The following is an 11,695-nucleotide window of genomic DNA, read 5'->3' as shown; positions in this document are numbered from 1 at the left end:
TATTAGTGAGTAGTTGAAATCGATCTGCTTGATCCCTATCGTTTACAATCTCTATGGCTTTTGATTTTGCAAGCTCTAGCAAGGTTCTATCCTGATATTTGCTTTGCATACTGAAAGAGTTGTCGATATAGATGTTTACCAAGTTTGAAAAACTAGGTGCTACCTCAGTATTGTTTTCGGCAAAGAATGGTTGGGCAAACGCAAAGACAAGTGCGCAGATTGCTAATATCCTGGAGAGTAATACTAGTAGGTGCTTTAAGTTGTTTTGCTTCTTGCTTTTCTGCTTTACGTCAATTAAAAACTTAACGTTTGTAAAGAGAACTCGCTTGGTTTTTTGGAAATTGAAAAGATGAATTAGGATCGGTATTGCGATCGAAGCTAGCGCTAATAAAAATAGTGGATACGCGAAATTCATTAAAGGTCAAAATTAAGGTATGAAGCCACCATCTCCAAAGTATTTAGGATAAGATAACGTTAGGGTGAAAAGTATTATTATGTGGAATTCCTTCTATGAAATATGACCGTCTGCAATAGTGATTTTTCGATCCGCGGAATTTGCAAGTTCTTCGTTGTGTGTAACAATTACGAACGTTTGCTTTAATTTGTCTCTTAACGAAAAGAGTAATTTGTGTAATTCAGCCGCTGCTTTAGAATCAAGATTTCCCGATGGCTCATCTGCCAATATTATTTTAGGATCGTTAATTAAGGCCCTTGCAATAGCAACACGTTGTTGTTCTCCACCCGAGAGTTGATTCGGTTTGTGTTCGGCTCTTTCTGAAAGGTTTAAAAGAGTAAGTAATTCCATTGCTTTAGCTCTTACTTCTTTTTCATCTCGCTTTGCGATAAAACCAGGAATGCAAACGTTCTCCAATGCAGAGAATTCGGGAAGTAAGTGATGAAACTGGAAAATAAAACCAATATTCTTATTTCTATATTCGGCTAGCTTTCTACTATCAAGTTTTGCTATTTCAGTTCCGTTTATTGTAAGTGTGCCTTGTGTTTGATGATCGAGCGTTCCGATTATATGTAGTAAGGTAGATTTACCAGCTCCCGACGGACCAACAATCGCTACGATTTCTGCTTCCTCAATTTTAAATGAGAGCCCTTTTAAAACGTGTAGGTCTTTGTAAGACTTATGTATATCAATCGCTTCAATCATAGCGGCAAGTATAGAACATTTTAGTGGATATTGACGTATGGTTTATTCAGAGAAAAGTTGCTTTTGTTATGTGAACGAATGCCTTACTTTTATCGAACTAATATAATAGATAATGAATTTACACGAATACCAAGGAAAAGAAATATTAAAGAGCTTCGGAGTTGCGGTACCAGAAAGTATTGTAGTGGATACACCAGGAAAAGCTTTAGAAGCTGCTAAGGAGTTGCAGAAGTCTACTGGTTCCGAAAGTTGGGCAATTAAAGCGCAAATTCACGCAGGTGGACGGGGTAAAGGTGGTGGTGTTAAGATTGCAAAATCATTTGATGATGTTACTGAAATGGCTGATCAAATTATAGGGATGCAATTGGTTACACCTCAAACTGATACAAAAGGCAAGCTGGTTAAAAAGATTTTAGTTGAGCAAAGTATCTTTTATCCAGGTGAGAGTGAAATACAAGAATTTTACATGAGTGTTTTGCTTAACAGACAAACCGGGCGAAATACTATTATGTATTCTACCGAAGGTGGGATGGATATTGAAAAGGTAGCCGAAGAAACCCCTCACTTAATTCATAATGAAGAAATTGATCCTTCTGTTGGTATTCAAGGGTTTCAGTGTAGAAAGATCGCTTTTAACTTAGGCTTATCGGGGAATGCTTTTAAGGAAATGACAAGATTTGTTGCCGCACTTTATAAAGCTTACGATAGTATAGACGCTGCATTATTTGAGATTAATCCAGTCTTTAAGACTTCTGATAATAAAATATTTGCTGCGGATGCTAAAGTAGAATTGGATGATAACGCATTGTATCGCCATAAAGATTATGCAGAATTAAGAGACAAATCGCAAGAGGATCCTACCGAGGTTGAAGCTGCAGACAACGATTTAAACTTCGTGAAGTTAGATGGCAATGTAGGTTGTATGGTTAATGGTGCTGGCTTAGCAATGGCTACAATGGATATTATTAAACTATCGGGAGGCGAACCAGCTAATTTCTTAGATGTTGGAGGTACTGCAGATGCAAAGCGAGTTGAACAAGCTTTCCGAATCATCTTAAAAGATGATAGTGTAAAGGCAATTCTTGTGAATATATTTGGTGGTATTGTTAGATGCGATAGAGTGGCACAGGGAGTCGTAGATGCTTATAATAATATCGGGAATATTAGTGTTCCAATTATTGTAAGGTTGCAAGGAACCAACGCCGTAGAAGCAAAGAAGATAATCGACAACTCTGGCTTAAAGGTGATTTCTGCAATCTTGTTGCAAGATGCTGCAGATAGAGTGGCTGAAGTATTGGCTTAAACTAAAACTTCTTTGTTACGTTAATCCCAACGTTAAAATATTGCGTTTTCTTGCTCGCAGTATTCGTATTATCTGGTAGTAAATGCTGCACATCAAATTTGTAGTCTACGAAGTTGTAGTTAAAGAATATCCCAATCTCCGTTTTGTTATCAATGAGATAATTGAGATTTGATCCTATTCCTAAAAGTCTTCCGTCTGATTTGTAAATAGAGGAATAATTACCATCTCTGGTACTGCGATGTTTGAAATTTATAAATGCATAGCCCGCCTTGATGTAATTAAAGATGATGTACTTCTCTTTTAGTTTTTGTTCGTTTCCTAAAACTAAGCCTCCCGCAGTTATCCGGCTTTTTGTAATCTGCATTGCTTGGGGTAATGAACTCACGTTATCTGTGAATACATTATACTCGTAAAAACCACCTGCTGTAAGAAATTTAAAGACTTCTAGCTCTGCCGTTAATCCAATACTAGTTTGGCCCTCAAAACCATTCTTATATTCTTTGTCGACCGTAATGCTGGGGATTCCGAAACTTAATTTTACTGCGACTTTCTTTTGGGCATAAATTACTTCTGGCCCAATAATAGACGCAAAAAGTAAAATGATGAAAAATATTATTAATCTCATGACCGTTATTATTCGTAGGCTAAATTTAAATATATAGTATTAATGGATATCAGTATTAATTAACTTTATCGCATGCAAATTATTGCCAATTTTCTTTCTTTTCGAAATGTAACCCTGTTTTTTTTTATTCTGGTTACTTCTGCAATGAGTGTTGTGGGACAAGATGATGATATTGAGATTGAACGAAGTAGACAAACTAAGGGTACGCTAGTACGTGCATTAATACAAGATGGGGATACTATTCCTTTTATGTATTTAGAGCCTTTACGGGTTAAGGGGCGAAGGAAATTTAAATCGAGAAGAGCAAAGGCAAAGTATTATAAATTAGTGAGAGATGTAAAGAAGGCATACCCTTATGCTAAACTAGCAGCCAATTTGTTGGAGAAATACAATACCGAACTAGAAGCGATAGAATCAGAAAGTAAGCAGAGTAAATTCTTAAAGGAAGTTGAAAAGGAGTTGAAGGAAGAATTTATGTCGGAGTTGAAAAACCTTACAATAACCCAAGGACGTATTCTTTTAAAATTGGTAGATAGAGAAACAGGTGACACATCTTACATTTTATTGAAAGAGTTAAGAAGTTCGTTCTCCGCCGTATTTTGGCAAACTCTTGCAAGNTTATTTGGTAATAATTTAAAGACGACTTATGATCCTAATGGAAAGGATAAGGATATTGAGAGTATCGTTAAAATGATAGAGGCCAAAGAAGCAGCAGCAGCAGCAGTTAAGGTGGTAGAGTAATTACTTACCTCCCGCTTTTAAGACCGTTAGTACAGTGTAAATCATGATTTTNAAATCTACTGCCAAAGTCATGTTCTCAATGTAAATGATATCGTATCGTAGTCTTAAAATCATTTCATCCACATTTTCGGCATAGCCATATTTAACCTGTCCCCAAGAGGTAATTCCAGGTAATACTTTATGCAAATGTCTGTAGTGAGGAGCTTTTTTCACAATTTGGTTAATGAAGTGCTCTCTCTCTGGTCTTGGTCCAACGAGACTCATATTACCAATAACTACGTTAAAAAATTGAGGGATTTCATCTAGTCTAGTTTTTCGCATCAACTTGCCGAATCGTGTAATTCTATCATCGTTATCCGAGGAGAGTGTAGGACCCTTAGCTTCCGCATTCATTACCATAGATCTAAACTTATATATGTTGAATGGCTTGCCATTCTTTCCAATCCTTTCATGCGAGTAGAATACAGGGCCTTTCGAATCGAACTTAATAATTATTGCGATTAGCAGGTAAATTGGACTACAGAATAGGAGTACGAAAAGAGATACTAAGAAATCGATAATTTGTTTGAGGTTCTTTTGATATACCGGCATTAAGGTGTTCGAAACTTCAATAAGTGGAGTGCCAAATATTGAATTCATTTTAACGGTACCAGTTAAAATGTCGTGCATGTCGGGGGTGATTTTGATAATTACATTATTGCTAGAAACGATGCTTATTATTTCTCTAATAGCTTTGTGTTCCGATGATTCTATTGCAATTATAACTTCCTCTATATTGTATTTTTCGATGAAATGATTGACGTCTTTATATTCTCCTAAATGAGGCAAGTGTTTTTCTAGAGCATATTCTTCACGATCGTACACCCTTAAAAAACCGATAAGAACATTTCCCATAGAATCTTTAAGTCCTTCTAGATCATTGTAAAGTTTTGTGGCTTTGCCATTTCCTCCAATAATTAGCGTATTGAAACCAAATTCACGGCGATGTATTTTGTGCGCCAAAATGGTTGAATTAATAAATCGAGGAATAAAGGTTAGCGTTAGATGTAAGGAGAAAAGCGTAAGGAAAGAGGTGTAATATGCTTCGTATCCAGTAATCTCATCATCGAGAATTAGAACAAAGAATAAACAAATGGAACCTATAAAAGTTAAGGAGATGGTTTGTCCGAGTTCTTTAAGTCTTGATTTTCTTAACGGATTTAGATATGTGCCCGAAATACTATAGAGTGCAATCCAAAAGAGGGGGATAACAATAATGCCGTAATAGAAATTCTCATTTAGTTCAAATGGAATTTGATACCCATACTTAAGTGGTTCGAGATAAATTTTTCGAAAAACGAAAAATGAACCCCAACTAATTGATGCTGCGATGAAATCGAAGAAAATTTGTTTTGCTATTTGATTTGATTTGTTCAACTCTATTGATATATCACTTTAATGTTGTCGAAGTAATAATCGGAATGTACAAGTCCTAAATTATTCTCGGCTTCGAAATATAGGTTGAATTTTTCAGCATTGGGAAAAGCAGCTATTTCTGAGGTGAGATTTAAATAAATTTTGTTCCATTCATCTTTAGGCTTTAAACTTATTAAATGAGATTTTGCCACTTGTGGAGGATTTGCATTGTTAGAGGAGTAAAATCCAACTTCTAAGATTTGGTCCACTTTGTAATCAAATTCAAGGTAAATGGTTGTGGTATTGTCCGGAAATTCAAAGTCTGAAGCTGCAGTCATCTCAAACTTATAATCTATTGTATCTACAGAAAAAGCTCCACATGCATTTCCTTCAAAAGCAATATCTGAATCAATAAGTCGTACAGAGGATGAATCTCCTTTATTCTTTTCAATAAACATACTGGCTGGAGATTCAAAATCCTCTAGGATTAAAAAATTTATGTCTTTGTAGTACGTTACCACTGGTTCGATCGTAGTAATTTCTCCTCTCATTAACGATATCGAAGAAGTGTCTAAATATGAATCGTGAAAAGGATAAGAGATTCTATCGGTAGTAAGCCCATTTCGTTTAATCCCACCTCTAATGTCAATTCGGTGTACGCCATCATGATCTACCGGTAGGGTAACTGGTAATTCGAAAACACCTATGAGCTGGTAATCTATCAGTATCCATGCATCCACAATGTTATCTGAACCGGAGCCTTCGTTATAGTAATCCGTACTTACTGTAATGTCTTCAATATGAATATAGGAGGGAACATTTACTTTAAGCTTGTCTTTAGAACATCCTAAAGCGAACAGTAATAACGGAAGTAAAAACAGACCGAACAAATTAGTGTTACTCATGTTTATAATAGCTGGTAAGTTGCAACGCTTAATTCTCTTGATTGTTATTTTCTTCTATTTCGAAATCAGGAGATTTTTTTATTAGTTCAATAATTGTAGTTGCAACGTCAAGTGCAGCGTAACCGTCATCGATTGTTACCAAAGGTTCTGTGTCGTTTTTTATTGCATCCAAAAAGTCTTCCAGCTCATCCTTAATCGCGTTCGTGTTTTTAATCTTTGGACTGTTGAAGTTTATTTGCTTCTCCTCTCTATTTTTACCTACTTCAATTTTCATTGAAAGTGGATTAAAGTTATTGTCAGGCTCGCTCATACTAACAACACTTGCCTTTTTTTTGAGAAAATCGACAGAAATGTAAGCATCTCGTTGAAAGAATCTTGTTTTACGCATGTTCTTTAATGACATTCTGCTGGCTGTTAGATTTGCTACACAACCATTAGCGAATTCGATTCTAGCATTCGTAATATCTGGAGTTTCGCTAATTACGGCCACACCACTTGCACTTATTCGTTTTATATTGGATTTAACGATGCTCAGAATAATGTCGATATCGTGTATCATTAAATCAAGTACAACAGAAACATCTGTACCTCGAGGGTTAAATTTTGCTAAGCGATGAGCCTCAATAAACATTGGCTCGGAACAAAATGGTTTAGCCGCAATAAAGGCAGGATTGTATCTTTCCACATGTCCAATTTGAACTTTAACATTTGCCTCGCTTGTTAGATCTATTAATTCTTTGGCTTCTTGAACTGTATTGGTAATAGGCTTTTCAATAAAACAATGTTTAGATGCTCGTAAGGCTTTCACTGCACAGTCATAATGAGATAGAGTAGGAGTAACAATATCTATTATATCAGACGCAGCAATTAATTCATCGACAGAGTCGAATGCTTTGAGCTTAAACTTCTTGGCAGCAGCTTTGCTTTTCTCCTCATCTGGATCGTAAAACCCGATAACGTTATATTCTTTAATCTCTTTTAAAAGCTTCAAGTGAATCTGTCCGAGATGGCCTGCTCCGAGAACTCCAATGTTATACATAGTGCGTAGTTTTTTACAAAGAAAATATTTTTTACAAGGCATAGCAATAATAATGGAAGCAATTCTTATAATTCCAGAAATCGATTGTGTAGCTTTGTGAAAAATAGATTTCAAAGTTGGATACATTTAAGCATAAAGGGCTTCGGAAGCAGCTAGTAGAGGAGATTAGAGAAAAGGGAATTACTTCGGAAGCAGTTCTGGAAGCTATTAATAATGTGCCAAGACATCAGTTTCTAGATAACGTGTTTATCAACTTCGCATACGAAGACAAAGCTTTCCCAATTGGAGAAGGACAAACCATTTCACATCCATATACCGTAGCTTTTCAATCTCAACTATTGAATGTAAAGAGAGGCGATAAGATTTTGGAAATAGGAACGGGATCGGGCTATCAAACATGCGTATTGCTTCAGTTAGGTGCTAAAGTGTTTACCATAGAACGACAAAAGGCTTTATTTACTAAGACAAAGGGATTGCTCGCCAATATGGGCCAAAAGGCTAAATGCTTTTATGGCGATGGTTATAAAGGACTTCCAGCTTTTGCACCGTTCGATAAAATATTGGTTACAGCCGGTGCACCTTATGTTCCAGAAGATTTGAAAGACCAAGTAAAAATTGGCGGAATGCTTGTTGTTCCTGTTGGAGGAGATGATTCGCAAAAGATGATATCCCTTATTAAGATTGACGAAAATAATTTTGAAGAAGTAGAACATGGAGATTTTAAATTTGTTCCATTCTTGAAAGAAAAAGTCTGATTTCAACTATTATTTACAATTCTATAAGGGGCAATTAATTGTATATTTATGCCGTTAGCGGGAATAGTATTCTCAATTAATCAAATATGAAATTTATGAAGACAAGCATTATCAAATTAGGACTTCTTCTTTTTATAGGATCAAGTTTATTTTCTTCTTGCGAGAAGAGTAATATTACTAGAAATAGAAGGATAGAGGGTGAATGGACACTTCAGTCTAGAAATGAATCTACACGAGTTAATTATGTAAAATCTACTGTTAATAGTGTAAATGGAGATTCCTCTGAAGATACTTTTGAAAGCGTGGATTCATCTATTTACTCTGAAGGAGTCGTTATTAATTTTAATAATGAACAATTAGTTGAAACAGCATCATTTAAAGAAGTAGATGATTTTGTTGTTTGTGATTGGTTTGCAGAGAATAGTGAAAAAACAGAGCATGATAATTATGCATATAAGAAACAGTTTACTGCAGTTATGACCATTTTTGATGATGGAACCTATGAGTTGGTAACAACTACCAAAAGAACTCAGATGATTCATGATTATGATGATTGGCAGGGAGAGGACAGGATTACTATTAACTACGATGATGAAATAGAAGAATGGGATACACATACGGAAACTGGATATTGGATATGGATGGGTGGAAAAGGTAAAACCGATATTATATCTGCTGGGGATTTATTTTATGGCACAATTACAGAATTAGAAAAGGATAAGTTGAAGTTGGAAATGGTTACAACTAATCCGAGTGATATAACCATAATTACCGACGGTTTATTTCACAAACAAGAAAATGGTGATTGTAGTACTAAACAAGAAGGCTTCTCTACAGAAACTACAAACACAACGATTAGTGGCACAACGGTTTTTTCTACTTGGAAGAAAACGGATAAGAAAGCTGGGAAGGCTAGTTAATCAGTCGATAATGAAAGTGAAAAAGGCCTCTAGTAATAGGGGCCTTTTTTATGCTTTGTTATCAAGTGGATTAATGTTCCTTTTTAAGACGATCCATTTCTCGTTTGTCGTCTTTGGCTTTGAGGTCTTGTCGTTTGTCGAATACGTTTTTACCTCTTCCAAGAGCAATCTCCATTTTGGCTAAGCCGTTTTTGTTTATAAAAAGTCTTACAGGTATAATTGTAAACCCCTTTGTTCTAACCTTTCCACTTAACTTCTTAAGCTCTATTCTATTTAGTAGTAGTGTTCGATCTCTTTTGGGCTCATGGTTATTATATGTAGCCTGTTTGTACTCTGAGATGTGCATGTTACGAATAACTAGTTCGTTGCCAACGAAAGTGCAGTATGCTTCTTTTATACTCGCTTTATTATTACGAATCGACTTTATTTCTGAGCCCAATAATTGAATTCCGGCGACTATATTGTCGCTCAGTTCGAATAGAAAATTAGCCTTTTTGTTCTTTATGTTTATTGCATCGCTCATCGCGATTCAAATTTAGGTCTTTTATTAACCCAGAGCAACGTCTAATACCATCATAACTACAAAACCGAAAATGAGGCCTATAGAGGCGGTGTCTGCATATTTGTCGCGTTGCGTTTCCGGTATCACTTCTTCAACAACTACAAAGATCATTGCGCCAGCTGCGAAAGCCAAAGCGTAAGGTAATATAGGTTCGAATGTAAGTACTGCCCAAGCACCTATAACCGCAGCAATAGGTTCTACAATGGCTGATAACTGACCATACCAAAAGCTTTTAAATCTACTTACGCCTTGCCTTCTTAATGGCATAGATACCGCCAGACCTTCAGGGAAGTTCTGAATTCCAATTCCGATTGCTAGCGCAATTGCTCCACCAAGAGTTGCACCATCAAACCCTGCAGCCACACCACCAAATAATACTCCTACCGCTAATCCTTCTGGGATGTTGTGAATGGTTATTGCGAGAACAAGTAAGGTTGTTCTATGCCAAGAAGACTTAGGGCCCTCGGCTTCACTACGCTTAAAGTTGATATGGAGGTGGGGGAGAATTTTATCTAAGATAAATAAGAAGATAGCCCCGGCGCTAAAGCCTATCGCTGCGGGTATCCATTCCATTCCTGGGTCAAATCGGCTTTCCGACATTTCTATACAAGGCGCTAGTAAAGACCAAAAACTGGCAGCTATCATTACTCCGCCTGTAAATCCCAAAGCGCCGTCTAAAAGCTGACGATGCATAGTTTTGAAAAAGAATACTAGTGAAGCTCCAGCAGCTGTTAATCCCCATGTAAATAACCCTGCAATTAGTGCTTGCATTATCGGGCTTTCGAAACTTTCAATGAAAACTTTAAATTCTTCAATCATTTGTTTTGATATTTAGGTTGTTAGAAACGTATTTTGAAAGTGTTGTTTTTTGTGATCCATTCACTTTAACTATAATGGAATCGTCAAATTCATAGAGATCCTCTACAGTAATTGAACTGCCTAGTTTTAACTTGTTCTCCTCCATGAATCCGAGAAAAGATTTTGATGAGTCTAGTACTCCTGTAATGATTCCTTGATCTCCCTTAAGAAGGTCGGATAATCGTACATCTCGTGTTTTATGCATCTTCCCATTAATATCTGGTATGGGATCCCCATGAGGATCGCTCTTTGGAAAGCCTAAAAATTTATCGAGTTTATTTGTGAGTTTATCAGAAGATACGTGCTCAAGTTGCTCGGCTATCTCGTGTATTTCGTCCCATTGAAAGTTCAATTTATTTACCAAGAAGCTTTCCCATAACCTATGCTTTCTAATAATATTCAAAGCAATGGTTTCGCCTTTAGGTGTTAAGCTAACACCTTGGTATTTAATATGGTTAGCTAACTCTTTTTGCGCCAGCTTCTTAACCATATCGGTAACAGAAGAAGCCTTGGTCTCCATGGACTTAGCCAATGAGTTAGTAGAAACTCCATCCGTTTCAATAGCGCTAAGCTTATATATAGCTTTTAAGTAATCTTCTACGGTTTGCGTATTCTGCATGCCTTTAATTTTAACCAAAGATAAATATTTTTAGAAAATGTTTAAAATAATTTTTAGGCTTGTCTAAAAAATATATTTTTGTGACATGATAAAAACGAGATTGTGTTTCTTTTTGGGTGTGGTAATCGCTACCTCATTTTCAAGTTGTTCCAAGATGGTTCCGGAAGCACCAAATAGTAATGAGATGATAGCGGAGCCGTTAGAAGGGCTAAACAACGCACAAATGATGTCTCATTTAGTAGGTGATGCGCAATTTGCACATGTGTTTTCTGAAGAAGAAGGACTAGGACCAGTGTATGTTCAAGCGTCATGTGAAGGCTGTCATGTTGGAGATGGGAAAGGGCATTTTTCTTCAATTGTTGTGCGATTCGGAAGATGGGATAATGGTCGTTTTGACTATTTAGATTCATTAGGAGGACCACAACTACAAGGTAAATCGGTAATGAATTATTTGGAAGAATCTATTCCTAGCGCTGCAACAGTGAGTTCATTCAGGGTACCGCCAATTATAGCAGGTTTGGGTTTCTTATCATCCGTACATGATACTACTCTTCTGCGATTTGCCGACCCTTATGATGCCAATGGTGATGGGATATCTGGAAGACCTAATTATGTGAGTCCAAAGGAAGCATTTGTTTTGGAAAGCCACCATGTAGATAGCAATGGCTATTATATTGGAAGGTTTGGGAAGAAAGCAAGTAAGATTACACTTAAAGAACAAATTGTATTTGCTCTAAAAGAGGATATAGGAATTACTTCTGATTTTGATTTACAGGATCCATTCAATATTGAGGTTGGCTATAATACTGGAGAT

14 protein-coding genes are annotated in these 11,695 nt (G+C 36.4%); 5 read left to right on the top strand and 9 right to left on the bottom strand.

Features of this window, described 5'->3' with window-relative positions; translation table 11 throughout:
* Positions 1–415, bottom strand: a 415-nt coding sequence (locus HRT72_01755; GenBank protein NQY66437.1) for a BatA domain-containing protein, incomplete at its 3' end; no start/stop codon positions are given.
* Positions 416–508: 93 nt separating this feature from the next.
* A complete protein-coding gene (locus HRT72_01750) occupies positions 509–1,159 on the bottom strand; it encodes an ABC transporter ATP-binding protein (protein NQY66436.1) in 651 nt (216 codons plus the stop codon).
* Between the two features lie 112 nt (positions 1,160–1,271).
* Here HRT72_01750 and sucC point away from each other — a divergent pair, with 112 nt between their 5' ends.
* The gene (sucC, locus tag HRT72_01745) at positions 1,272–2,462 is read left to right on the top strand and encodes an ADP-forming succinate--CoA ligase subunit beta (protein NQY66435.1); all 1,191 of its coding nucleotides are present in this window, start codon (positions 1,272–1,274) and stop codon (positions 2,460–2,462) included.
* 1 nt (position 2,463) lies between these two features.
* On the opposite strand, the gene HRT72_01740 is transcribed toward sucC, so the two are convergent.
* Complete coding sequence (locus HRT72_01740; GenBank protein NQY66434.1) at positions 2,464–3,087, bottom strand: hypothetical protein; 624 nt, start codon at positions 3,085–3,087, stop codon at positions 2,464–2,466.
* Between the two features lie 72 nt (positions 3,088–3,159).
* Between HRT72_01740 and HRT72_01735 the strand changes: the two genes are divergently transcribed.
* A complete protein-coding gene (locus tag HRT72_01735) occupies positions 3,160–3,828 on the top strand; it encodes a DUF4294 domain-containing protein (GenBank protein ID NQY66433.1) in 669 nt (222 codons plus the stop codon).
* Here HRT72_01735 and HRT72_01730 read toward each other — a convergent pair whose 3' ends face one another.
* Genes HRT72_01730 through HRT72_01720 form a run of 3 tightly spaced genes read right to left on the bottom strand, consistent with a single transcriptional unit; the run spans position 3,829 to position 7,167 of the window.
* On the bottom strand, positions 3,829–5,250 hold the full coding sequence (locus HRT72_01730; protein NQY66432.1) for a sugar transferase: 1,422 nt from the start codon (positions 5,248–5,250) through the stop codon (positions 3,829–3,831).
* Positions 5,247–6,128 (bottom strand): hypothetical protein, encoded by an 882-nt coding sequence (locus HRT72_01725; GenBank protein NQY66431.1) that lies wholly within the window; start codon positions 6,126–6,128, stop codon positions 5,247–5,249. The genes HRT72_01730 and HRT72_01725 overlap by 4 nt, the downstream gene beginning before the upstream one ends.
* Positions 6,129–6,156: 28 nt before the next feature.
* Positions 6,157–7,167, bottom strand: a complete 1,011-nt coding sequence (locus HRT72_01720; protein ID NQY66430.1) for a Gfo/Idh/MocA family oxidoreductase — start codon at positions 7,165–7,167, stop codon at positions 6,157–6,159.
* A gap of 107 nt (positions 7,168–7,274) precedes the next feature.
* Here HRT72_01720 and HRT72_01715 point away from each other — a divergent pair, with 107 nt between their 5' ends.
* Together HRT72_01715 and HRT72_01710 are read left to right on the top strand one after the other, a co-directional pair.
* Complete coding sequence (locus HRT72_01715) at positions 7,275–7,922, top strand: protein-L-isoaspartate(D-aspartate) O-methyltransferase (GenBank protein NQY66429.1); 648 nt, start codon at positions 7,275–7,277, stop codon at positions 7,920–7,922.
* Between the two features lie 95 nt (positions 7,923–8,017).
* Complete coding sequence (locus HRT72_01710) at positions 8,018–8,842, top strand: hypothetical protein (GenBank protein ID NQY66428.1); 825 nt, start codon at positions 8,018–8,020, stop codon at positions 8,840–8,842.
* A 70-nt stretch (positions 8,843–8,912) separates the two neighbouring features.
* On the opposite strand, the gene smpB is transcribed toward HRT72_01710, so the two are convergent.
* Genes smpB through HRT72_01695 form a run of 3 tightly spaced genes read right to left on the bottom strand, consistent with a single transcriptional unit; the run spans position 8,913 to position 10,881 of the window.
* On the bottom strand, positions 8,913–9,365 hold the full coding sequence (gene smpB, locus HRT72_01705; protein NQY66427.1) for an SsrA-binding protein SmpB: 453 nt from the start codon (positions 9,363–9,365) through the stop codon (positions 8,913–8,915).
* A gap of 24 nt (positions 9,366–9,389) precedes the next feature.
* Complete coding sequence (locus HRT72_01700) at positions 9,390–10,223, bottom strand: ZIP family metal transporter (GenBank protein ID NQY66426.1); 834 nt, start codon at positions 10,221–10,223, stop codon at positions 9,390–9,392.
* Entirely contained in the window at positions 10,216–10,881 is a 666-nt protein-coding gene (locus HRT72_01695; GenBank protein NQY66425.1) for a metal-dependent transcriptional regulator, read from the bottom strand. Before HRT72_01695 ends, HRT72_01700 begins: the two co-directional genes overlap by 8 nt.
* An 85-nt stretch (positions 10,882–10,966) precedes the next feature.
* Between HRT72_01695 and HRT72_01690 the strand changes: the two genes are divergently transcribed.
* A partial coding sequence (locus HRT72_01690) for a thiol oxidoreductase (protein NQY66424.1) occupies positions 10,967–11,695 on the top strand: 729 nt, incomplete at its 3' end.

The organism is Flavobacteriales bacterium, from assembly GCA_013214975.1.
GTDB lineage: Bacteria > Bacteroidota > Bacteroidia > DT-38 > DT-38 > DT-38.
Note: the sequence above shows the minus strand (reverse complement) of the source record. Positions and strands in the feature narration are given on the sequence as shown.

Coding starts and splice junctions, on each gene's coding strand:
- HRT72_01750 (NQY66436.1), bottom strand. CDS start 1,159: ATGATTGAAGCGATTGATATACATAAGTCTTACAAAGACCTACACGTT.
- sucC (NQY66435.1), top strand. CDS start 1,272: ATGAATTTACACGAATACCAAGGAAAAGAAATATTAAAGAGCTTCGGA.
- HRT72_01740 (NQY66434.1), bottom strand. CDS start 3,087: ATGAGATTAATAATATTTTTCATCATTTTACTTTTTGCGTCTATTATT.
- HRT72_01725 (NQY66431.1), bottom strand. CDS start 6,128: ATGAGTAACACTAATTTGTTCGGTCTGTTTTTACTTCCGTTATTACTG.
- HRT72_01720 (NQY66430.1), bottom strand. CDS start 7,167: ATGTATAACATTGGAGTTCTCGGAGCAGGCCATCTCGGACAGATTCAC.
- HRT72_01710 (NQY66428.1), top strand. CDS start 8,018: ATGAAGACAAGCATTATCAAATTAGGACTTCTTCTTTTTATAGGATCA.
- smpB (NQY66427.1), bottom strand. CDS start 9,365: ATGAGCGATGCAATAAACATAAAGAACAAAAAGGCTAATTTTCTATTC.
- HRT72_01700 (NQY66426.1), bottom strand. CDS start 10,223: ATGATTGAAGAATTTAAAGTTTTCATTGAAAGTTTCGAAAGCCCGATA.
- HRT72_01695 (NQY66425.1), bottom strand. CDS start 10,881: ATGCAGAATACGCAAACCGTAGAAGATTACTTAAAAGCTATATATAAG.